Source organism: Halobacillus naozhouensis (assembly GCF_029714185.1).
GTDB classification, from domain to species: Bacteria; Bacillota; Bacilli; order Bacillales; family Halobacillaceae; genus Halobacillus_A; species Halobacillus_A naozhouensis.
Window position 1 is genome coordinate 2,170,109 of the sequence record NZ_CP121671.1, and the last position, 22,072, is coordinate 2,192,180.

Here is a 22,072-nt window from a genome sequence, read left to right on the forward strand (position 1 = left end):
CGTCACTTTAGATGCTAACGTAAATTATCGTAATCCAAGCCGAGGACCACGATTAGACAGAGTCGTTTTTCGCAATCATCTTTCCAAAGCAGAGGCATTATACTTCTGTACAACAACTGAGGGATACGTAGATTTAGTAACTGAACTGACCCCTAAAGATATACAGCAAGTTGAACTTCTCCCTATGCTAAATTAGTCACTTCAGAAGGAAATGAAGTGGTTACAGGAATCTTTAATCGATTTCAATCTGATGTCGATTTTGACGAATACAATCTACGGATTTCCCTAAACAAAGCCATACGTCGGGATGAAATTGTCCAACAGGTTTACAGAGGTCATGCGAATCTCACTCCTGCGTTGATACCACCATGGGCCTATGATTTCCCTGAGGGGTTAGAGCCGATTATGTATAACAGAGACCAATCCCAAAAGTTATTCAGAAGCTCAGGTTATCCAAGAACAAGACCCTTAAAAATAGTCGCTTTCCAAAAACATGCAAGTCTATTGAAGGCTATAGCTGCACAAATAGAGGAGACTTTATCCATCAAGGTTGAAACAACGGTTATTCCAAAACAAGAGGAAACAAAATGGAAACGCGTGGTGGCTGAAAAGAAACTGATTCCTGGATGGGATATTTTAATAGCCAGTACTTCAACGCAATTCTATGAAGGAACCCCGGCTTTTTTTCATAGAGAATTTTTTGGTTTTGACGGAGCCCTCAGAACAGGACCAGAGCTGCCGGAGTTTGATCAGGTCTATAAAAAGATGGTAAATCAGATTCAGCGTAGGGAGCTGCTGGAGGCGGCAAAAGATGTGGATCGATTTGTATATAAAAACGCTTTATCCCTGTTTTTATGTGTGCCGCAAAAACTTTACGCAGTAAATAGACATGTTGATTTCAATCCTTATCGAACCACTTTTGAGCTGGCAGAAACAGAAGTCGAAGAAAGACATTGGTCTCGAAGATTGAGATAACAAATAACAAGGAGGCTGCCACTCTAAAGTAACAGCCTCCTTTTGTAAACTTACATTTTTCCTTTCAAACCATCTTCCGTTGAAATCCACTTCGTTACATCATTAAAATGTTTTCTAGCTCCAGCTGGTACTTCCTTCTCAGGAAATCCAATGTAAAGAAAGCCTAATACTTCTCCGTCTTCAGGTAATCCGAACAAGTCTTTCATCAGTGGATCATAGGTTGGCTTGCCGGTTCTCCAAAATCCGCCCAAATTTAATGAATGGGCAGTTAGAAGCATATTCTGTATGGATGAATACACGGCCCCATACTCTTCTTTAGCAATTACTTTCGGATCATCCGTCGGCTCAGCGGCTACCACGATCACGGCAGGTGCGCGGAATGGCTTCTTCAATCTTTTGGCTAATTTCTTTTGATTGGTCTCCGATGAAGGATCATCCATATCTTTTTCGGCAATTTTTGCTAACACTTCGCCTAATGGCTTTCTGCCTTCACCGGTTAAGACAAAAAAGCGCCAGGGCTCTGTTCTATGATGACATGGTGCCCAAGTCCCAGCCTCAAGAATTTGTTCTAATAGTTCTTGAGGAACAGGTTTATCTGACACAAGACCCACACTTCTTCTCGTTTTGATTGCTTCTAATACGTCCATTATGATATCCCCCTTAGAAGATAATTCTGTAAATTCCTACTGTATGATTAATTCAAATAAAAAAGGATCCACATATAGTTTACTATACATGAATCCTTTCAACTACTAATATTCATTTTTTAAGAAACGACATCGTAACCTTGCTCCTCAATCGCTTCATTCATTTCAGATTCACTGATCTCGCCTTCATACGTGATAGTCACTTTGCCTGTTTCAAGATTAACCTCAACACGATCGACCCCATTTAATTCTTGAAGTGCCCCTTTTACAGCTTTTTCACAATGACCGCACGTCATCCCCTCAACATGTATCGTTTTAGTTTGCATGATAAACTCCTTCTTTCTTGAAAGATTTAAATTTTCACTCGTTTTAAACGAAGTGAATTGCTGACAACACTCACAGAACTAAAAGCCATTGCTGCCCCTGCTAACCATGGAGCTAGTAAGCCGGCAGCTGCTATTGGGATACCAGCTGAATTATAGAACAAGGCCCAAAATAAGTTTTGCCTAATATTCTTCATTGTTTTCATGCTAAGCTCTATGGCTTTCGCAATTAAGTTTAGATCACCGCCTAAAATGGTGAGATCAGCTGTTTCAATAGCTACATCAGTTCCTGTTCCGATTGCGATTCCAATATCAGCAGTGGCTAACGCCGGTGCATCATTAATGCCATCCCCGACCATCGCTACACGCTTACCTTGTTGCTTAATTTGATCAATGTGATCAGCCTTTTCTTCCGGGATGACCCCAGCTATCACGCGGTCAATGCCCACTTCCGCGGCAATTGCCTGGGCTGTTCTCTTATTGTCACCAGTTAACATAATTAATTCCATCCCTAAGGCTTTTAAGGTAGCCAAGGCTTCTCTAGACTCTGGTTTAACTTGATCTGCAACAGCGATTACACCGGCTATTTCATCATTAACAGCAATCAACATAGCCGTTTTTCCTTGTGATTCCCATTCTTCCATGGTTATTTCATACTTGGAAAAATCAATACCTTCTTTCTCCAGTAATTTTCTTGTCCCTACGAGAATCCGTTCGTTTTGAATGTCAGCTTCAATACCATATCCAGGGATAGCTTCAAAATGATCTACTTGGAGCAGTTCACCATGTTTTGTTCGACCATATTTCACAATAGCATCTGCAAGCGGATGTTCTGATTGAGCTTCAGCACTCATTAACAAGTTAAGAACTCGTTCATTTTCCCCGAGAAACTCCGTTACTTCTGGTTCTCCTTTTGTAATGGTTCCCGTTTTATCAAAAACAATCGTATCCAACTTATGGGTCGTCTCGAGATACTCCCCGCCTTTATATAGGATTCCCATTTCAGCACCTTTGCCTGTACCTACCATGACAGAAGTTGGCGTGGCTAAGCCAAGAGCGCACGGACAAGCGATTACTAACACAGCAATGGAAGCTTCCAGAGCAAGAGCTAATTCACCCGAGTTGATCACAGTGATCCAAAGAAGAAATGTCACCACAGCAATTCCAACTACAATCGGGACAAAATACCCTGAAATGATATCAGCTAATCGCTGAATTGGCGCTTTAGAGCCCTGGGCCTCCTCCACAACTTTAATAATGTGGGACAGTGCCGTATCTTTACCTACCTTGGTCGCCCTCATCCTGACCGATCCATTTTTGTTAATGGTTGATCCGATAACCTGGTCATGTAATGACTTTTCTACGGGAAGAGATTCCCCCGTAATCATAGATTCATCTGCAGTAGTACGCCCTTCCGTAATCACTCCGTCAACAGGGAACTTCTCTCCTGGTTTAACGAGTACAAGATCGTCAACCTCAACTTGATCAACTGGAATCCTAGTTTCTTCTCCATTTTTTAGTACCGTGGCTTCCTTAGCCTGAAGATTTAATAATCCTGAAATTGCCTGGGTAGTTCGCCCTTTTGCTACCGTTTCAAAATATTTACCTAACAAGATTAATGTAATTAAGACAGCACTTGTTTCAAAGTAAAGATTAGGTACAACAGGCTGAATTATGGATCTAATCAACTCAGCTACGCTGTAGAAATAAGCAGCGCTTGTACCTAGGGCAACTAGAACGTCCATATTGGCTGTCTTGTTGGTAAGGTTTTTATACGCCCCTTCATAAAACTGCCAGCCGATGACAAATTGTACGGGTGTAGCTAATGTCAGCTGAATCCAAGGATTCATTAAAATGTGTGGCAATGGCAATCCGAACAAGTGATTCGCCATCATGATTAAGAGCGGAAATGAGAGTACCGCCGATATCAGCAGTTTCACTCTTTGTTGTTTGATCTGCTGGTCTTTCTGTGATTGTTTATTTTCACGATCTCCCCTAAGCTCCGCATCATATCCTAACTTTTGAATTCGTGCAATAATTTCTTCTACCTCTAATAGTCCTGGGCGGTATTCCACTTGCCCTGTTTCATTAGCCAAGTTAACAGAAGCCTGCTCGACTCCATCCATTTTGTTTAAAACTTTCTCAATTCTTGTGGAACATGCCGCACAGGTCATGCCAAGAATATCGAGTTCAGCGGTTTCTTTCTCCACACCATAACCTAGTTTATTTATTCGTTCTTCAATTCCTTCAGTATTAATCTTCATGGGGTCATATTGAATGCGAGCACTTTCCATTGCTAAATTGACTTGCGCCTCGACCCCATCTATTTTGTTAAGTACCTTTTCGATTCTTGTAGAACAGGCAGCACAGGTCATGCCAGTAATACCAAGATTGATTTTCTTTTGTTCACTCACAAGCCACCCTCCTTTTATTTGGAGAACTGCTGAATAACTTTCATTAATTCATCAATAGCCTCTTCGCCTTCCCCTTTTTTTATGGCACCGGCAACGCAGTGATGGGTATGTCTTTCTAACAAAGAATACCCTACTTTATTTAATGCATTATTTATAGCTGAAATTTGTACAAGGACATCTACACAATAGCGATCATTTTCTACCATCTTTTGAATTCCCCGTACTTGACCTTCAATACGTTTTAGACGATTGATAACGGCTTGCTTTTCATCATCCGTCCTTGGTGTTAATGGTTGTTTTCCACTGTTTTCAGGTAATGTATGCTCATCCATTTATGACACTCCTTTCTTCCCTGTCTATAATATACCCCGTATAGGTATTTAAAGTCAATAAATAAAGATGTATATATTAATAACTACTAACGTTTATCCTAATACTTATACGGGGTATATATAACCGTGAAGTCAGATGAGAGGTGGTCAGATGTTAGAGATTGTTTCTTGGATCGCATTAGGAGTAGGAGTCGTAAGTTCCTTAATCATTATCGTTGATATCATTAAACATCCGCAAATGATGACGATCATGAATGTGGTATGGCCGATCAATGGTTTATTCTTTGGCCCATTCGCTTTATGGACATATTTTAAATGGGGCCGGATACATGCTAAACACCTAAAACTTGAGGATAATCGTGGCAGGCCGGCAAAGGTATTCGTATCCACAAGTCATTGTTCAGCCGGCTGTACATTAGGTGATGCTGTTGGTGTTCCTCTTGTTGCTTTAACCGCCATGACGATTGCGGGGTCAACTTTATTTGCTCACTACACAGTAGAATTTATTTTAGCCTATGTGTTCGGTATTATTTTTCAATTTTATGCGATCTATCCAATGAATAAAAAGCAGGGAATTATGGGATCGATCAAAGAAGCTATTAAGGCTGACTCCTTTTCTTTACTTGCATTTGAAATAGGAATGTTCGGTTGGATGGCCATTGTTCATTTCTTACTTTTTACGGAACCTCCAAAGCCAACTCAACCTACTTATTGGTTCATGATGCAAATTGCGATGATTTTAGGGTTTCTAACTAGCTACCCTGCCAATTGGTTATTAGTTAAACGAGGAATTAAAGAAGAAATGTAGTTTTAATTTTGCTAAAAAGGAAATAGTAATATAGAACATACTATAGGAGGGTATCTTAATGAGTCATCAACAATATCAAAGTGTAATTGAAGTACTTCATGAATGTATGGAAGCCTGTAATCATTGTTTTAGCTCATGCCTTCAGGAAGATCATGTAAAAGACATGAGTGAGTGTATTCGAAAAGATCGCGAATGCGCAGATATTTGCGCATTTTTTGAACAGTCGCTTACACGAAATACACCTTACGTAAAAGAGATCGCACAACTATGTATATCAGCTTGCCGTGATTGTGGTGAGGAATGTGCTAAACACGACCATGACCATTGCCAGGCGTGTGCAGAGGCATGTAGAAAGTGCGCGGATGAGTGTGAGAAACTAGTTTCCTAATAAGTAACATTGAAAAAGGGTAAAATAACTTAAAAGCTCCCACCTTCGAGTAGGTGGGAGCTTTCTTAACCATCATAGTTCGTTTTCATTAATCGTAACGAATTTAAGACTACTATTAACGTTGCTCCCATATCAGCGAAGATTGCGAGCCATAAGGTTAACCATCCAGGGATAATTAAAAGCAGTGCTACTATTTTTAATCCAAGAGCAAATGCTACATTCTGTTTGATAATCGAGAGTGTTTTACGGCTTAAAGCGATCGTATATGGCAATTTATCTAAATCCTCCGCCATCAAGGCAACATCAGCGGTTTCAAGTGCAGTATCTGTGCCAGCTCCACCCATTGCAATACCGACGGTGGCGGTGGCTAAAGCAAGGGCATCATTGATCCCATCCCCAACCATCGCAATATTTCCGTGTTGTTCTCTAAGCTGTTTGATAGCATCGAGCTTATCTTTTGGTAAAAGACCTGCTTTAATGTCACTTACACCGAGTTGATTCCCAATAGTACGACCTGTAGCTTCATTATCTCCAGTCAGCATAACGGTTTTCTTTATCCCTAATTTATGAAGCTTTTGCAGAATGGAAAGACTACTCTTTCGCACATGATCAGCTACAGCGATATATCCAATTAGGTTATACTCATCTCCTATGAGCATAACGGTTTTACCTTCCATTTGTAAGTCTTTCATTTGTTCTAATACACTTGATGGGACAGTCAGGAATTCTTCAAATAAAGCATGATTGCCAATGTAATACGTTTTCTGATCGACGGTCGCCTTTGCCCCCGGTTATGGCTGATTGGTTAACAGAAGACTGACCACTGATAACTTCCCCGTCCATTGCAATCTTTTGACCTGGCTTAATGACCATTATGTCATCAATTTGAACGTCTTCTACATCTATTTCCACTACTTCATCGCCACGTCTAATCGTAGCTCGATTCGGTGCAATATCCATCAGTGAACGTATAGACTGGCGAGCTTTGTCCATTGAATAGCTTTCCAAAGCTTCGCTTAATGCAAATAAGAAAACAACAACAGCGCCTTCTCCCCACTCCCCAATAAGCGCCGCCCCCGATGATGGCGATCGTCATTAATGTTTTCATATCGAATTGAAGCTTAATTAAGTTCTTAATTCCAACTTTAAAAAGTACCAGCCCCCCAATTAAAATCGATACCGCAAATGTGGAGATGGTGACTACACTTTCTTCACCGAATACAATAGAAGATATATAGCCGGTAATAAGGAACAGCAGGGGAAGCATGGTGTTAAGGTTTTCACAATTTTCCAGAAAGGAGGTTTTTGTCCTGTTTGCCGCTGACGTTCAGGATAAACTTTGTTGCCATCAAAAGAACCAGCTTGTTCTAATTGTTCAATAGAAGCTTCACCATATACGGTTATTTTGGAGGCACCATGGAGTAACGCAATAGAGATCAGCTGGTGTACATGTTCATCGGCTAAAGAATAGAAAACCAACTTCCCTTCCTTACGATACTTCGCTAATTTCATATTTCGTAATAACCGTAAATGATGAGAAGCTGTGGCTTTAGTTGAACCGATGATGTTTGCTACATCACACACACATAGTTCTTTCTCTAACGTTAGAGCATAGGCGACTTTTAATCGGGTTGAATCTGACAATGCTTTAAAAAGTAGCTCTACCCCTTGAACATTATCTATTTGAGATTGAATACGGTTCACCTTTTCTTCATCAAAGCAAAATGTATCACAAGTATCAGGCGTACCTTTAACTACTGGTTCTTTTTTCATTCTCCACCTTCATTCTAATGATTGTTTGACTGTTTGTTTATAGTATATGAAGAGTATTTGAAAATGTCAATCAAATATGTATTTGATTAATACACAAAAAAGGAACCATGTCCAAGTAAGAACATGGTTCCTTTAAGATACTTATTTCTGCTGTCCCTCCTTTACCCATGAAGCGACAGTAACTGTACGTTTCGCTTGATGTTTGACAGCTTCCTCTACATCTTCTTGCATATTCCCTTCTTGGTCAACTGTAACACTAGTTCCATAAGGATTACCGCCCGAAGAAAATGTCACTGGATCTGTGTATCCCGGTGCCGCAATAATCGCGCCCCAGTGCATCATTGTTGTATAAAGGGCCTTGACGGTAGCCTCCTGACCGCCATGTGGGTTGTTGGCAGAGGACATGCCACTGACCACTTTGTTGATCAGTTTTCCGTTAAACCAGAGCCCTCCTGTTGTGTCCAGGAACTGCTTCATTTGAGCAGGTAGGTTACCAAAACGAGTCGGTGTACTGAAGATATAGGCATCAGCCCATTCAAGATCATCTAACGTTACTTCCGGTACATCTTTTGCAGCGTCGTGATGGGCCTTCCATGCTGGGTTTGCTTCGATCGCTGCCTCTGGAGCAAGCTCAGCAACTTTAACTAGTTTGACTTCTGCCCCTGCTTGCTTTGCACCTTCTTCTGCCCACTTGGCCATTTGGTAGTTAGTCCCTGTTGAACTGTAATAAATAATTGCCAACTTTACTTTTTCCATCATGATTCGCTCCTTTTACTACTTTTATAAAAATCCAAGATGCCTATATGCTTATCACGCCATTTGTTTCTAAACTTACTTTGTCCGAAATGACGAATTTAATGAAAGATTCTCTGATTGTTTATAAAAATTACTCTGCCATCCATGTTCGATTTGTTTGACAAATTGCTCACACTAAAAAAAGAAGCAAGTTGAGCACAACTTTGCTTCTTTTCATCGTTTCCTTAACGGATTGATATAGTTTAGTCATTTAACCAAAACTTTTCTCCACTAAATTATTCGTGCTTTATGACCGTTTGACCATCTGATTGCACAACTTTACCTTCTTTCATGAGCTTCCCCAGGGCCCGTTTAAAAGCCGATTTACTAATATTGAAAGATTCTCTGATTTCATCTGGTTGGCTTTTATCGGTAAAAGGCATTACGCCGTCATGATCAACTAAATAATTGTAAATTTGGTCCGCATCAGGGTCCATACTATACTGTTTTAATGGCCGTAATGAAAGATTCAAAGTACCATCATCTTTCACATCGATCACTCGTCCTTCTATGGTCTCCCCTAGTCGAGGCTCGACTTTCCGTTCAAAAGGGTGAATAAATCCACGATAACCTTCTTCTGTTAAAATAAAAGAACCAGCTTTGGTAGATCGATAAACACGACCTACAATGGTTTCATTTAATAAGGTTTTCGGCGCAATCGTAAGGTCCTCTAAAACTTCACCTTCTGAGATGGGTTCTGCGAAGATCCTTCCTTTTTTATCCTTTTCTAAACTTACAAATAACCAGTCTCCATTTTCAGGCCATACATCTTTTAGCGCCGGCAGGTGGTCTTTTGATACGAGGAATTCTTTATCCACTCCGATGTCCACGAATGCCCCCAAGTTTTGCACCACTTCCTCTACTTCTGCCCAGCCATAGGAGTCTAAACGGACTTCAGGCAAAAACATAGTTGCCGTGGGAGACTTATTCCTGTTGACATAAACAAAAACGTTCACACTTTCCCCCACTTTTTCAATTTCTTTATTTACTTGATCATGCGGAAGCAAAATTTCTTCCTCATCATTGCTGATTATGAACCCTTCTGCCACTCTTTTTGTTACATTCATAGACTGGATCGTACCAATTATAGATTCTTTCATATTCACACCTGCTTTTCCATTCTGTTTTAGTTCAAACTTATCTGTGTACATCAACAGAGTTAGTTCTCTATTTCAGCCATATAGTCTGCCAGTAGTTGGTAAGACCTTTTTTTGTCATTAAAATCAAAGATATTTGTAATAATAAGAAACTCATCGGTTTGATAAATTTTTCTCAAATTTAAAAGCTGTTGATAAACTTTCTCAGGTGTGCCAATAATCGCTCTTTTCCGATTACGTTGTATTTTTTCAAGTTCTCTGGTTGTAAAAGTGTGACTCTTTACTTCCTCTACGGATGGAACTCGCGTTTCTAGTCCTTTCTCTATTTGGAGAAGCCACATATCCTGACTTAATGCGATTTCCTCTGCTTCCTCCATGGACTCGGCACAAACGACAAATACACACGCATTGACATTTGGTTCTTGTAACCCTGCAGAAGGTTTGAATTTTTCACGATAGGCAGTCAGAGACTCGACTGCATGTGCAGGATTAATAAAATGCCCAAATGTAAAACCTGTCCCGTTTATAGCAGCATGTCTTGCTCCGCGTTCAGAGAGACCCAATATCCAGACATCCGGATTTCCAGTCGTATGAGGTCTAGCTGAAATTCCATAATAATCGTGTTCTTTTGGTATGGTTCCATTTAAAAACCACTGTAATTCCTTCACCTGTCTTGAAAAAGAACTTAGTGGTTTATTCGTTCCATCCGTTAACGCTGCTCTTGTTCTCTGACCTCCCCCTGGTGACCGGCCTAACCCTAAATCAATCCGGTTTGGAAATAAAGCTTCCAATACTTTAAAAGATTCAGCTACCTTAAGCGGACTGTATTGGGGTAATAGAACGCCGCCAGAACCGACACGGATTCTAGAGGTCTGGGAAGCAATTCTGGTTATTAATATTTCAGGAGAACTGCCGGCTAAACCGTTCGTGTTGTGATGTTCAGCGACCCAGTACCTATGGAACCCCAGTGACTCCACCCATTGAGCTAATTCGATGGAATGCTGCAGTGCATCCTCAGCTGCTTGTCCCTTTGAAATTGGACTCTGGTCTAGCACACTTAACTTCATAGTGATTCTCCTTTTGTTCCTTTACACTAGTATGTACGGGCAAAGATCATTCTACTGATACACCTCGTTCATTATCTGATGTAAAATAGCCAATTGTTCTTCGAATAAAATTTTATATCGCTTCTTTAACACATCAAATTCTTCCTTGCCTTGATCGGTTAAGGAGTACCAATAGACTTTTTGTCGTTTTTTCTCGTATGATTTATAACCATCTTTCCTATGAAGGAGGCCTTCTTCCGTCATGTCATGCAAAGTATCAAGTAAAGTTGACGGTGCCGGAATCCAATTGTTTGTCAGCTTATGAAATTCTTCCTTAAAATGCTCGCTAATCATTGGTTGACGAACTTGCAGCAAATGCATAATATAAAACTTAGTGAATTGAGCTGCACTCATATTTAAGGCAAATTTTTTCGGGTTATTTTTATGCGACAATGCAACCTCACCCCTTTTTTGTTATAAGTTCATTTTATAATAAAAAGGAGAGGGTTTGTCTACTAATAAGGACATTTGTTCGGTTATTGTTGTGTTCTTTTTTTATGGTTCGGAGTTGCTACTAAGTATTAATCAAGAGTGATAATTTGTTCATAAAAGAATGGACTGCTTTCCGATCCTGCAAAATAATAATTTGAGCGTGATGACAATGCTGTTCAATGGCCGTTATGGCTTTGGCCTTTTTCGTTTTAGGATAATCCCATACATATTTAAGAAATGATAGCTCCATCCGTTCAGGGCATCCTGGCGCCAGATCAACCCGCGTTTTTCCCATATGTTTCAACCATCGTTTTAGGACACTGCGCAAACAAACATATCGATTAAGATTTAGAAAAATAATGGTATCAGCCAGTTGCAATCTCGGCTCCCAGACACCACTATAGTTACCTTCAATCACCCATTCCTCCCTTCGCAGGTAAACGGCTTGTTTCTCAGCTAATTCTTCCTGCGTAGATTCTTGCCATCCAGGTTTCCAGAATAGCTGATCCATATGTACAATCTCGTAATGAAATGCATTACCGATCTGTCTGGCTAATGTGGATTTCCCTGATCCAGCTGAACCAATGATAGCTACTCGTTTCATTTCGCTTCCCTCCGTACACTAAGGCTGGCAAGTTGCTTCACTTATACATATTCTTCTCTATAAAGTTGTGTTTTCACAAAATCATATACTCTTACATAGTTTATCAGTATCCACATGGCAATAAAAGAAATGTCGTTTTTTGAAACTTTTGACAAGAGTCATTCGTCTATATTATTGAACCTACTAATTTATGCAAGAAAAAAGCCCACCATTGTGGGGGCAATAGTGAGCTTTTCTTCTTGACCTTCTATTTAGTTTAGATTGATTCTTTTACTTATTCACTTAAAACTTTAACAGTTACTTCTTGTCTTCCAAAGTTTAATGCATCTTGACGGTTTGGCATATATACATCAATGCGATTTCCATCAATTGCTCCGCCAGTATCACCGGCAATAGCCACTCCGTAGCCTTCTACATATACTTTAGAACCTAATGGAATGACATCCGGATCTACAGCGATTACTTTCTGGTTAGGGTTTGCATTAAGATCAATCCCTGTTGCCGTTACACCACTGCAGCCTGTGCAATTAGCCGTATAGGCTGTTGCCTCTGCCGTGAATTCTTTGACAACATCATTGCTTGAAGACTGTTCACTGGACTGCTCTGCTTCAGTTGTAGTGTTTACCGGCTCAGCTTCTGGAGCCTCTTTCTTTTCTGGTTCAGGCGCTGGTGCTTCTTCCTGTGCTGGTTCAGGTGCAGGAGCCGGTGCTTCTGCTTTTTCAGGAGCTGGGGCTGAAGCAGCCTGAGCTTTCACAGCGAATTGGTCACCAGGGTGAATCAGTGTGCTTGAAAGATTATTCCAAGCCATTAATTGGTCTACAGTTATGTTATATTTTTGAGAAATACCATAGAGGGTGTCTCCTGATTTAACTGTGTACGTCTTGGATGTTTCTACTGTAGACTCACTATTACCAGTTACGGTTAGTTTTTGGTTCGGTACAATTAAATTTGAGTTTAAATTGTTCCACTTCTTAAGTTGATCAACTGTTACGTTTTTATCATTAGAGATACCCCAGAGTGTATCACCTTTATCGACTGTATATTCTTCAGCACTAACGGAAGTAGCGAATGCCCCTGTTAATGCAGCAGTAGCAGCTAGAGAGAAAACTGATTTTTTCATAGTTTTGTGTCCTCCTCTTAATTGATGTGTTGTTTTAACCACAATTAAGATACTACCAGATATATAGATTTTTTTAAGAACAAACAGCTAACAGTTTCTTTTCAACTGTGACACTTTTTTTGCACTGAAGTTACAATGTGGGCATATAAACCTATGAAAGCGCTGCATTTTATATCTATTAGTCTTAAAAAGTCGAATAATGTATATCATTTTATATTTTTCAATAGGAAAAATTAAATAATATTTGGGGATAAATCCCTTGAAATAAAAAAACCTGCTCATCAGAGCAGGTTTTTTTATACAAATCACTTATTCTGATAAAGCAGTAATCTGTTTCTGAACTGCAGGGTCTTGTAAATACTCATCATAGGACATTTCCTTATCAACTATACCTTGAGGTGTAAGCTCAATAATGCGGTTTGCAATGGTCTGAATAAATTCATGGTCATGAGAAGCAAATAAGATCGATCCTTTAAAATTAATTAACCCTTTGTTTAAGGAAGTAATCGATTCAAGATCCAGGTGGTTTGTCGGCTCATCGAGCAGAAGCACGTTTGCTCCTGACAGCATCATTTTAGATAGCATGCACCGGACTTTCTCTCCCCCTGAAAGGACATCCGGGTGTTTCAAGGCTTCTTCACCGGAGAATAGCATACGGCCTAAAAAGCCTCTAAGGAATGTTTCTGTTTCATCCTCGGGAGAATACTGGCGCAGCCATTCTACTAAGTTAATATCAGACCGCTCAAAGAATGAGGAATTATCTTTAGGGAAATAGCTCTGTGAAGTCGTTATCCCCCATTTGAATGTTCCTTCATCAGGTTCAACTTCTCCCATAAGGATTTGGAAGAGCGTTGTCTTTGCTACTTCATTACTCCCTACGAAAGCTATTTTATCATCTTTATTCATTGTAAAACTTACATTATTTAAAACTTTAACTCCATCAACCGTTTTAGATAAATTTTCTACCGTCAATAAGTCATTTCCAATTTCCCGATCTGCTTTAAAAGCAATATAAGGATATTTTCTTGAAGAAGGCTGAATATCATCCAGACTTATCTTTTCAAGCAATTTCTTTCGTGAAGTAGCTTGTTTAGATTTCGACGCATTCGCACTGAATCGAGCGATAAATTCTTTAAGGTCTTTAATTTTTTCTTCTTTTTTCTTATTTTGTTCCTCAGCCATTTTTTGCGCAAGCTGGCTTGATTCATACCAAAAATCATAGTTCCCAACATAAACTTGAATTTTACCAAAGTCTAAGTCAGCAATGTGTGTACAGACATTATTTAAAAAGTGTCGGTCGTGGGAAACAACAATAACCGTATTCTCAAAATCAATAAGGAAATCTTCGAGCCATTGGATCGCCTTAATGTCCAGGTGGTTTGTCGGCTCATCCAGCAGAAGCACATCTGGATTGCCAAACAAAGCCTGAGCAAGAAGAACCTTGACCTTTTCAGAGCCCGCTAAATCTTTCATTTCTTTATCATGCAAGTCTTCACCAATACCAAGTCCGGTTAATAAACGGGCAGCTTCAGATTCCGCTTCCCAACCGTTCATTTCAGCAAATTCACCTTCGAGTTCAGCCGCTCTCATCCCGTCCTCTTCCGTGAATTCCCCTTTCATATAGATTGCATCTTTTTCCTGCATGACTTCATACAGTCTTGTATGCCCCATAATAACTGTCTCAAGTACCTTGTACTCGTCGTACTCAAAATGGTTCTGCTTAAGGACAGCAAGTCGCTGGTCGCTTTTTAAGGAAACATCACCAGTTTGCGGTTCTAGTTCACCGCTTAAAATTTTTAAAAATGTAGATTTACCGGCACCATTTGCACCAATTAATCCATAGCAATTTCCAGGCGTAAATTTTATATTGACATCCTCGAATAACTTCTGATCGCCAAAACGAAGACTAACATTAGTTACATTTAACATACAGAATCCTCCAGTTTCTAAGTGTATAGCATTCAAATTATATCATTCATTATAATGATCGAATAGGCTTTTGTTAGTTTTGTTCCGTAATTTCAGGATTTTCACTTCTCCATTCATTAAAAAGATGGAAGTCCGACTCTACTACTTTTTGGTAATACGCAGACCACAATGTGAGCTGCTGAATAAATTCATTCCTATTCGATTCAATCTCATGAAGTATCGCTTCTTCACTATGATGGTTCATCAAGCCGTCTTCAATATCCACATCAGCCCGAGCATGAATCTTCGCTGTGATTTTAGCCATCGTCTTAACCGTTTCAAGCATGGAATCTAACTCCTGTAGATCATCAGTGTTTAGTTCATTGGTAAAAGGTGATCGCTCTCTGACGTAAAAATCATGCCCGTTGATGGTCATATAACCTAAATAAGGATCCGCTTTGTGGTGCATCGCCTGCTGGGTATGGACAACTCTTCGTCCCTGGTGCTGATGGTCCTTCCAAAACGTCTCATCATAAGGAAAAAAGTAAGCAGGAATAGGCGTTCTTGCTTCTTTTGCTTCCAGAATAATATTCTTATTTCCCTCACCTGCAATCATAATATAATACCTCATAAGTCCTGTAGACCCAATACCCGCTCCTGCTTTTTTCATGACATCCTTAACAGAATAGACCTGTGAATGTTTTTTGATGGACACGGGAATAGATTCGATATAATCTTCCCAAACACGGAGAAACTCCTCTTTCTCCTGATGTGATAAATCAACTAAGTTTCCATCATCAAGAACAGACTGAATGGAATCGAATTGTGATGTTGGAGATTCCAATCCGGATGATGTCCACTCCCCTTCAAGGTCATGAAGAACGTTCTGGATCGGTCCCGTTGTGTTAGCTTTAGTAAACTGTAAATAAACTGGATCTTCTTCCCCGCTATGGAACCTTTGCAATTGTCCGATATAGTCATTGAGGAAAGATTTCACAAAATCGTCCGTATCATCACCAGTATAGCCGTGCTGACTACTCATTAAACGAATGCTGACAACCAAGCGCAACACATCATATAAATACGAACCAAAATACCCTTCATCAAAATCATCTACATCAAATACTACGTCTCCCTTTTCGTTTAGAAAGGCACTGATATTATCAAAATGAAGATCCCCTAGTAACCAGGTAGGTTTATCCTCCGGTGTATGAAATGTAAAGGGCAGACCTGTAACATCATAATAGAATAAGTAAGCACTGCCCCTGAAAAAACTGTAAGGGTCCTTACTCATTTTCTTGTACTTTTTCACTCTATCTTCATGGGATAGCCCCATTAGCTTGCCGTCAAACTGGTTGAAAATAGTAGCTAGCAGCTGTTTTCTCAAATATCTTTTTGTCTCCATTATTTCGTTTCGGATGTCAATACTCATTGATTCACTTCCTTTTCCAATAAATCCGAACCATCCCCCAGTATAAAAGCACAATTCACTGATGTACAAAAAATGCACCTTCTGACTAAAGTAATCAAGGTTAAAACATGCTGCGCTGTCATCGAATGCATAAAAAAAGACCCTCAAATGAGAGTCTTACCTATCCTATGACTTGTAGTATAAGCTGTTATTCTCTACCACCTGAAGCACTTTGCTGCTTGCTTCCATTTCGTTTTTACAAATCGGACAAATTGCTTCTTCATTTGTTCTGAAGTTATCTCTCATCCAGCAGTTGCAGTCATCTGATTTACATACCCAAATTTTTGTTTCTTCTTCAACTATTTCAGCCTGGTTCTTTTTACCGAATGCCATACGCTTCGAAACCTCCTCTGGACATGAAAGAATTATGTAAAAGAGACTGACTACCTCTCGAGTCAGTCTCTTTCCACCTTATAATTTAGTTACATTAGCAGCCTGTGGTCCACGGTTGCCTTCAGTAATCTCAAATTCAACAGCTTGGCCTTCTTCTAGGGATTTAAATCCCTCTTCTTGAATCGCGCTGAAGTGTACGAATACATCGTCTTCTCCTTCAACTTCGATAAATCCAAAGCCTTTTTCAGCGTTAAACCATTTTACTGTACCAGTTTTCATAAAAATGGGTCCTCCAATGTTTCAAAAAATTAATATGCGTTCCATAAGAAATGAAAAAAATCACATATTATAAAAAGTACCAATGGGCATTGATCACTCTTTATAATAGGTGATTCATTTTATGTTTGGCACAAAATTAATATTAACTATTATCATACTATAGTTCACCGGTGAAGTCAACTTCAGGTGCATACACCTGCTCTATTCATTTTATACAGCCAGCCAGATTTTTATACGTACTTTTTTAAACTTTTTCAATCACGCCACAGGCAATTCTTTTGCCAGCGTCGCCGCTAGGTTGGGATTGGTAATCATCAGGACCCTGATGGATAATAACAGCTTTTCCTATAATATCCTCAACTTGAAATCTATCCGTGAAGAATATCATTCTAGAGCGGCCTTGGTTTGAAAATAACACAGGAAAATCTCCAGCATGATTGCCATGAGGCTGATCATCAGGATTCCAGTGTCCTCCAGCGGACTGAAAGGGATTTTCACCATCTCCTATTTCACATGCTCCGTGTTCATGAATATGAAATCCGTGTGGCCCAATCTGAATACCATTTTTTACTTGAAAATCAGGCAGGCCCTCCACCTGAACAAAAACCTCCACCCCGTATGGCCGTTGATAAAATTGTACGACGCCCTTTAGATCAGGAGCAAGCGGACTGCTTTTAAAACTTACGCGAGCTTGCTCAGACTGATAAGTAGGTCTGATGGGTGGATATGGATAATGATAATACATGGCTTCTCCTCCTTTTATACCAATATATGCAGCGAACTTTTAAAACATGTCCTTTCAAATTTACATCGATATCACGATGTGCTACACTCCATTTAATGTCTCACAAGTAAAAGGAGAGATGACATGAAGAAAATATGGATCACATCACTGATTGCTGTACTTGCTTTATTTAGTTTGGCTGCCTGCTCAGGGGGAGACAATACAGAAAGCAGTAAAAAGGAAGAAACCACTGAGAGTAAGAAGAGTGAGGATAACACTGGACCCGTCGCAACTGTAAATGGACAAGAAATTCCACGTGAAAAGTTTAATCAACAGTTGGAAGGAACCAAACAGCGATACAAGAAGATGGGTATGAAAATCGAAGGTAAAGAAAAACAAATGGAGCAAGGCGTTGTCAACCAACTCATTGGCATTGAGTTATTGAATCAAAAAGCAACGGAAGCAAATATTAAAGTATCCAAAGATGAAGTAGAGAAAAAATATGAACAATTTGCCTCCCAATTTCCTTCCGAGGAAGAACGTAAGAAAGCTCTTAAAGAAAGCGGTATGACCGAGGATAAAGTGAAACAGCAATTAGAGGAAAATATAAAAATTCAAAAATATGTAGCAGAAAATACAGAAGAAGTTACCGTAAGTGACGAGGAAGCCAAGAAGCAGTATGAGACTATGGTAAAAGGACAAAAGAACGCCCCTAGCTTCGAGGAAGCTAAAAAACAAATTAAGCAGCAAATACAGAAGCAAAAGCAAGGTCAGCAAGTGACTAAGCTTGTCGAAAAACTTCGTAAAGAAGCTGATGTAAAGGTAACACTATAATAAGAAATACAAAGATCCTGGACATGTTTGTGCCAGGATCTTTTTGCGTTACAATATATTATTCTTAAGTTTCTCATACTGTTCCTTTAAATAGATCACGTCGACAGGATGCTTCAGACTATACGTGAACCTGTTGAAACTCTGATCTAATTGTTTAAGCCAGTTGTCTCTGGCCTCATGTAAAGACTGCAGACACTGCTCTATATAGTACTGTTCTATAGTAGGCTTTACCTTGTAAATCGCATCGTAGAGCGGTGTGGTTACCCGCTCACTTAACTGCTCCTTCATTCGCTCCTTCTCGTTGTGCTCAAAGAATGATTTTGTTCCTTTAAACAGTTGTAATACATCAGCAAGGTCCTTTTCATTTATCAGTAGTCTTTGATCTATAGCAGGTGGGGCAATCGAATTCCATTCAAAACTGCTCAGTGAAAGCGAACGATTAATCCTTCTCAATTCTGCTTCGTAATTTTTTTTATGCTGTTCCACTACATCTTTAATAAAGACTTCTATTCTTAGGGTGACAGCCTTGATCTCCTGGTTCATTTCAAATTCAACTTCATTCAACAGCTCTCCTGCTGACTCCTCAATTTGTTCTTTTGCTTCTGATCGAGCTCCTTTAATGACAGCAGGATTAAAATGGTTCTTAAAATATGAGTTAAAGTTTAACATCATACGCTGGTGAACAAAATGCAGTTGTTTATTCACCTTTTGGGCGATTGCTTTTTCACTCCGCGCTTCTGCAAATTGAGCGAGCACTTGCTGAGCCCGGCTTTGTTCGTCCTCTAACATGGCGAGCTTCTCTTCTCTATCCTGCTCGCTGAGCCTGGCGTGGTCGATGATGGTTTGTAAGGAAGCTACCGCTTCGTTTAGATCATGTTCAATCGAATGGTGGAGTACTTCTGTCAATTCCTCTTGCAAGAAACGTTCAAACCGCTCTTCAAAAGCAGGTAACCCGCTACCGATTCTGTCATGGGTTTGCTTCTCCTTTAACCCCTGTATGCTCGATAACGAATAGATACGCGGATTGCGAATTTGAAACTGAAGAAGCTGTTCCTGTAAATAATGTTCAACTTGTTGTTTTTCCTCGTCATTTTCAGCTAAATCTGCGGCATTGATAATGAAAAACATTTTATCCATGGAGAAAGCATCCTTCACTCTTCCAAGCTGAGTTAAAAAGGATTGATCTGCCTTCGAGAACGGATGGTTATAATAAGTTACAAAAAGAATGGCATCAGCATTTTTAATATACTCAAATGATACATTGGTATGTCGGGCATTGACAGAATCCGCTCCTGGTGTATCAACAAGTGTGATCCCTGCACGTGTCCATTCACAATCATAATAAAGCTCCATCCACTCAATAAAACATGATTTTTTCTCTTCCGAAACAAATGCTGCAAACCGGTCAAGCGTTATGGTCATTTCCTGATTAAGATGAGGAGCCATTTCTTCATACCCATCAACAAAAGCTTGAAGAAATGTACGTTTCTTGTGATCCAGCTTCTGCAACTTTTTTTCTTCTAAAGAAACGATGTGTTGATAGGCTGATTCTATGTTCGTGTAGCGTTCAAGAACTTTCTTTCCGGCAAAGGCGAGATCTTCTAATAATTGCTCTTCACCCTTAACTCTAACCGTCACCGTCCCATGAGGATGCTGCTGGGAGGAGGCAGTAATTTTGTTGATTGTTGCTGTGGTTGGATTAGGAGAGACAGGTAAGACTTGTTCTCCTAACAATGCATTGGCAAATGATGATTTCCCCGCACTAAAGGCTCCAAACAACGCGATCGTATATTGCTGGTGCTGTAATCTATGCTGTTTCCCGCGGAGCTGAGTGAGTAAATGGTCAAAGCCATCGATGTTCCCCAACACATCCTGTGCTTCTACAAGTTTTTGATGAATATCTGTCTTTTTCGCAGCAGCTCTTTCACGAACACCATTATCTTCAGTTTCCTCCTGCTTCATTGCATTTGATTTTACTTCCGAATATACCATGTCTTGACTCGACTTAACTGTAATCAGAGATTGCTGTTTCTGCAGGGCGAGTGCAACTTGTTCTTCGACCTCGTTTGAAAGATTTTGCTCAGCGAATGCACGCAGCAGCTGTTGCTTCACCTCTTCAATAGCAGCTTTCAGGCTGAAAAGCTCTTCCTCTGCTTGTGATTTATGATCATACGCCTTAAATAACTGCTGATGAGCTGTCGTTTCAGCTTCATTTCTTTGTTCGAGCATGCTCTCTACCCGTTCCCACCATTGATTCAATTGATTGCGGCCATGGCGTTGAATATCTTTAGCCAATTGATCGGTGTAACGAAGTACATATTCCCCTGTGACTGAAGCACCAGTTTCAATTAATTGCTGTAACCGGGATGACGGATATTCAATATCAAAGGATTGTGTGTCATGAATGATAGCACTGTCCGTAATCGCATTATCCTCCAACAATTGCATCATCCGTTCACGTAATGGCCAAGCTACATTTTTCTCAATCGTCTGCTTCAACTGATCATAGTATTTTTCAAATCGAACGGCTCGTTCTTCTTCTGTTTTCTTCTTCGTAAGAATAAAACCTACTTTAAAGCCCGGCTGCATGGACTCTAAATATAAACGAGCATGCTCTCGTAATTCACTTGGCATTAAATAAGCATTAGATAAAAATGTAAGCACTCTGTTTTCGAAATGTTCTCTAGCCGCAGGGATTCTTTCCTTCTGGGCGTCTAGTAAAGACCCTGCCTCATCAACATCCTGTTCCGTAATGATTTGATCAGCATGTCTGATTTGTTGATGAAGGGTCTCCATTTGCTCTTCATAAGTCGCACAGTAATCACTAATGCTCTCATTTATAATGGCTGCAGCATGATGTAAAGCGGTTTGACTGATTGAGATGTTATCATACATCGTATGGAAAGCAGAGCTGACTTGCTCAATTTGATTAGCTGAATGCATGGGCTCTTTTAAAGAAGTATAGTAAATGTGCTGGGGCTCAATCCCCCATAAGTGTAAGGAATGCTCAACACTTTGCTGAAATTGGCCAAAAGTTAACTCCGTTTCGTTATGTTTGTCCACTTGATTAATAATGATTGAAAACGTGATCTGACGCTGCTGCATTTCCAGTAAAAAATTAAGATTGACTTCAGATTGTACGTGATTATAATCCATCACATAAAACATATAATCCATTAAATGCAGGGAGGATTCGGTAATTAACCGATCAGCATCCCGTGTTGAATCAACACCTGGTGTATCTAATATTTTCACATGCGAAGGGAGCTCAGCTAATGGGCGCTGAATATCAAGGCCGGTTATTCTTTCTCCTTCTCGGCACATCGCCTGGATGGTTTGAATATCAATAGATCCTTCATATTTGACCGGATCATGCTCGCTGAAATAAGCGATGGTCGCTTCAGGTCCGTTCGATAATTTTACAATGTTCGCACTTGTTGGAATCGGACTGGAAGGCAGGATGGAATGGTCGACAAGGTGGTTGATCATCGTTGACTTCCCCGCAGAAAAGTGGCCGGCGAAGCCGATCATCATTTCCTGTCTGTTGACCTTCTCAATTAGTTCCAGTACTTTATTTGCCTGGTGCTGGTTATATTTCTCAAGCTCACTGTATAAGGATTCTAACCTAGCGAGCGTCTTCGTATGGGCTTCTACGGTGGAAACAGACATTGTTTTTAATCTCCTTTATGTCTTGTGCATTACTTTCTAG

General features: G+C 40.0%; 20 protein-coding genes and 2 pseudogenes. 4 read left to right on the forward strand and 18 right to left on the reverse strand.

What is annotated here, in order from left to right; genetic code table 11:
* The first annotated feature begins 216 nt into the window (after nucleotides 1-216).
* A complete protein-coding gene (locus P9989_RS11350) occupies nucleotides 217-975 on the forward strand; it encodes an ABC transporter substrate-binding protein (protein ID WP_283075038.1) in 759 nt (252 codons plus the stop codon).
* 50 nt (nucleotides 976-1,025) lie between these two features.
* On the opposite strand, the gene P9989_RS11355 is transcribed toward P9989_RS11350, so the two are convergent.
* The 4 genes from P9989_RS11355 to P9989_RS11370 all read right to left on the reverse strand — a co-directional run bounded on the left by P9989_RS11355 (nucleotide 1,026) and on the right by P9989_RS11370 (nucleotide 4,691).
* Nucleotides 1,026-1,622, reverse strand: a complete 597-nt coding sequence (locus tag P9989_RS11355; protein WP_283075039.1) for a nitroreductase family protein — start codon at nucleotides 1,620-1,622, stop codon at nucleotides 1,026-1,028.
* A gap of 119 nt (nucleotides 1,623-1,741) precedes the next feature.
* Nucleotides 1,742-1,948 (reverse strand): copper chaperone CopZ, encoded by a 207-nt coding sequence (gene copZ, locus P9989_RS11360; protein ID WP_283075040.1) that lies wholly within the window; start codon nucleotides 1,946-1,948, stop codon nucleotides 1,742-1,744.
* A gap of 26 nt (nucleotides 1,949-1,974) precedes the next feature.
* Entirely contained in the window at nucleotides 1,975-4,359 is a 2,385-nt protein-coding gene (locus P9989_RS11365; protein WP_283075041.1) for a heavy metal translocating P-type ATPase, read from the reverse strand.
* 14 nt (nucleotides 4,360-4,373) lie between these two features.
* On the reverse strand, nucleotides 4,374-4,691 hold the full coding sequence (locus P9989_RS11370) for a metal-sensing transcriptional repressor (RefSeq protein WP_079530046.1): 318 nt from the start codon (nucleotides 4,689-4,691) through the stop codon (nucleotides 4,374-4,376).
* Nucleotides 4,692-4,842: 151 nt separating this feature from the next.
* Here P9989_RS11370 and P9989_RS11375 point away from each other — a divergent pair, with 151 nt between their 5' ends.
* Nucleotides 4,843-5,499 (forward strand): DUF4396 domain-containing protein, encoded by a 657-nt coding sequence (locus P9989_RS11375; protein ID WP_283075042.1) that lies wholly within the window; start codon nucleotides 4,843-4,845, stop codon nucleotides 5,497-5,499.
* Between the two features lie 58 nt (nucleotides 5,500-5,557).
* Nucleotides 5,558-5,887 (forward strand): four-helix bundle copper-binding protein, encoded by a 330-nt coding sequence (locus tag P9989_RS11380; protein ID WP_283075043.1) that lies wholly within the window; start codon nucleotides 5,558-5,560, stop codon nucleotides 5,885-5,887.
* Nucleotides 5,888-5,952: 65 nt separating this feature from the next.
* Here P9989_RS11380 and P9989_RS11385 read toward each other — a convergent pair.
* The 13 genes and pseudogenes from P9989_RS11385 to P9989_RS11445 form a co-directional block, all read right to left on the reverse strand.
* Nucleotides 5,953-7,145 (reverse strand): annotated as a pseudogene (locus P9989_RS11385) (HAD-IC family P-type ATPase); the annotation flags it as partial.
* 158 nt (nucleotides 7,146-7,303) lie between these two features.
* Nucleotides 7,304-7,660: pseudogene (locus tag P9989_RS11390) on the reverse strand (ArsR/SmtB family transcription factor); the annotation flags it as partial.
* Between the two features lie 141 nt (nucleotides 7,661-7,801).
* Nucleotides 7,802-8,416 (reverse strand): NAD(P)H:quinone oxidoreductase, encoded by a 615-nt coding sequence (gene wrbA / locus P9989_RS11395; protein WP_283078895.1) that lies wholly within the window; start codon nucleotides 8,414-8,416, stop codon nucleotides 7,802-7,804.
* Nucleotides 8,417-8,691: 275 nt separating this feature from the next.
* A complete protein-coding gene (locus tag P9989_RS11400; protein WP_283075044.1) occupies nucleotides 8,692-9,555 on the reverse strand; it encodes a CvfB family protein in 864 nt (287 codons plus the stop codon).
* 59 nt (nucleotides 9,556-9,614) lie between these two features.
* A complete protein-coding gene (locus P9989_RS11405) occupies nucleotides 9,615-10,619 on the reverse strand; it encodes an LLM class flavin-dependent oxidoreductase (RefSeq protein ID WP_283075045.1) in 1,005 nt (334 codons plus the stop codon).
* Nucleotides 10,620-10,670: 51 nt separating this feature from the next.
* Nucleotides 10,671-11,012 (reverse strand): PadR family transcriptional regulator, encoded by a 342-nt coding sequence (locus P9989_RS11410; RefSeq protein ID WP_283075046.1) that lies wholly within the window; start codon nucleotides 11,010-11,012, stop codon nucleotides 10,671-10,673.
* 160 nt (nucleotides 11,013-11,172) lie between these two features.
* Nucleotides 11,173-11,694 (reverse strand): NB-ARC domain-containing protein, encoded by a 522-nt coding sequence (locus P9989_RS11415; protein WP_283075047.1) that lies wholly within the window; start codon nucleotides 11,692-11,694, stop codon nucleotides 11,173-11,175.
* A gap of 274 nt (nucleotides 11,695-11,968) precedes the next feature.
* Entirely contained in the window at nucleotides 11,969-12,814 is an 846-nt protein-coding gene (locus P9989_RS11420; RefSeq protein ID WP_283075048.1) for a 3D domain-containing protein, read from the reverse strand.
* Nucleotides 12,815-13,123: 309 nt separating this feature from the next.
* The gene (locus tag P9989_RS11425; RefSeq protein ID WP_283075049.1) at nucleotides 13,124-14,743 is read right to left on the reverse strand and encodes an ABC-F family ATP-binding cassette domain-containing protein; all 1,620 of its coding nucleotides are present in this window, start codon (nucleotides 14,741-14,743) and stop codon (nucleotides 13,124-13,126) included.
* A 73-nt stretch (nucleotides 14,744-14,816) separates the two neighbouring features.
* Nucleotides 14,817-16,154 carry a DUF2252 family protein gene (locus P9989_RS11430; protein WP_283075050.1) on the reverse strand — a complete coding sequence of 446 codons (1,338 nt, stop codon included), beginning with the start codon at nucleotides 16,152-16,154 and terminating at the stop codon, nucleotides 14,817-14,819.
* A gap of 165 nt (nucleotides 16,155-16,319) precedes the next feature.
* Nucleotides 16,320-16,526, reverse strand: a complete 207-nt coding sequence (locus P9989_RS11435) for a cold-shock protein (RefSeq protein ID WP_283075051.1) — start codon at nucleotides 16,524-16,526, stop codon at nucleotides 16,320-16,322.
* A gap of 78 nt (nucleotides 16,527-16,604) precedes the next feature.
* Nucleotides 16,605-16,805, reverse strand: a complete 201-nt coding sequence (locus tag P9989_RS11440; protein ID WP_079530056.1) for a cold-shock protein — start codon at nucleotides 16,803-16,805, stop codon at nucleotides 16,605-16,607.
* Nucleotides 16,806-17,049: 244 nt separating this feature from the next.
* On the reverse strand, nucleotides 17,050-17,550 hold the full coding sequence (locus P9989_RS11445; RefSeq protein ID WP_283075052.1) for a superoxide dismutase family protein: 501 nt from the start codon (nucleotides 17,548-17,550) through the stop codon (nucleotides 17,050-17,052).
* Between the two features lie 123 nt (nucleotides 17,551-17,673).
* On the opposite strand from P9989_RS11445, the gene P9989_RS11450 reads away from it, so the two are divergent.
* Complete coding sequence (locus P9989_RS11450) at nucleotides 17,674-18,363, forward strand: SurA N-terminal domain-containing protein (RefSeq protein ID WP_283075053.1); 690 nt, start codon at nucleotides 17,674-17,676, stop codon at nucleotides 18,361-18,363.
* 48 nt (nucleotides 18,364-18,411) lie between these two features.
* On the opposite strand, the gene P9989_RS11455 is transcribed toward P9989_RS11450, so the two are convergent.
* Entirely contained in the window at nucleotides 18,412-22,032 is a 3,621-nt protein-coding gene (locus P9989_RS11455; RefSeq protein ID WP_283075054.1) for a dynamin family protein, read from the reverse strand.
* Between the last annotated feature and the right edge of the window lie 40 nt (nucleotides 22,033-22,072).

What these genes read in the sequence shown, in the direction of transcription:
- P9989_RS11355 (WP_283075039.1), bottom strand. Translation starts at nt 1,622, where the DNA reads ATGGACGTATTAGAAGCAATCAAAACGAGAAGAAGTGTGGGTCTTGTG.
- copZ (WP_283075040.1), bottom strand. Translation starts at nt 1,948, where the DNA reads ATGCAAACTAAAACGATACATGTTGAGGGGATGACGTGCGGTCATTGT.
- P9989_RS11370 (WP_079530046.1), bottom strand. Translation starts at nt 4,691, where the DNA reads ATGGATGAGCATACATTACCTGAAAACAGTGGAAAACAACCATTAACA.
- P9989_RS11375 (WP_283075042.1), top strand. Translation starts at nt 4,843, where the DNA reads ATGTTAGAGATTGTTTCTTGGATCGCATTAGGAGTAGGAGTCGTAAGT.
- P9989_RS11380 (WP_283075043.1), top strand. Translation starts at nt 5,558, where the DNA reads ATGAGTCATCAACAATATCAAAGTGTAATTGAAGTACTTCATGAATGT.
- wrbA (WP_283078895.1), bottom strand. Translation starts at nt 8,416, where the DNA reads ATGGAAAAAGTAAAGTTGGCAATTATTTATTACAGTTCAACAGGGACT.
- P9989_RS11400 (WP_283075044.1), bottom strand. Translation starts at nt 9,555, where the DNA reads ATGAAAGAATCTATAATTGGTACGATCCAGTCTATGAATGTAACAAAA.
- P9989_RS11405 (WP_283075045.1), bottom strand. Translation starts at nt 10,619, where the DNA reads ATGAAGTTAAGTGTGCTAGACCAGAGTCCAATTTCAAAGGGACAAGCA.
- P9989_RS11410 (WP_283075046.1), bottom strand. Translation starts at nt 11,012, where the DNA reads ATGAGTGCAGCTCAATTCACTAAGTTTTATATTATGCATTTGCTGCAA.
- P9989_RS11415 (WP_283075047.1), bottom strand. Translation starts at nt 11,694, where the DNA reads ATGAAACGAGTAGCTATCATTGGTTCAGCTGGATCAGGGAAATCCACA.
- P9989_RS11420 (WP_283075048.1), bottom strand. Translation starts at nt 12,814, where the DNA reads ATGAAAAAATCAGTTTTCTCTCTAGCTGCTACTGCTGCATTAACAGGG.
- P9989_RS11425 (WP_283075049.1), bottom strand. Translation starts at nt 14,743, where the DNA reads ATGTTAAATGTAACTAATGTTAGTCTTCGTTTTGGCGATCAGAAGTTA.
- P9989_RS11430 (WP_283075050.1), bottom strand. Translation starts at nt 16,154, where the DNA reads ATGAGTATTGACATCCGAAACGAAATAATGGAGACAAAAAGATATTTG.
- P9989_RS11435 (WP_283075051.1), bottom strand. Translation starts at nt 16,526, where the DNA reads ATGGCATTCGGTAAAAAGAACCAGGCTGAAATAGTTGAAGAAGAAACA.
- P9989_RS11440 (WP_079530056.1), bottom strand. Translation starts at nt 16,805, where the DNA reads ATGAAAACTGGTACAGTAAAATGGTTTAACGCTGAAAAAGGCTTTGGA.
- P9989_RS11445 (WP_283075052.1), bottom strand. Translation starts at nt 17,550, where the DNA reads ATGTATTATCATTATCCATATCCACCCATCAGACCTACTTATCAGTCT.
- P9989_RS11450 (WP_283075053.1), top strand. Translation starts at nt 17,674, where the DNA reads ATGAAGAAAATATGGATCACATCACTGATTGCTGTACTTGCTTTATTT.
- P9989_RS11455 (WP_283075054.1), bottom strand. Translation starts at nt 22,032, where the DNA reads ATGTCTGTTTCCACCGTAGAAGCCCATACGAAGACGCTCGCTAGGTTA.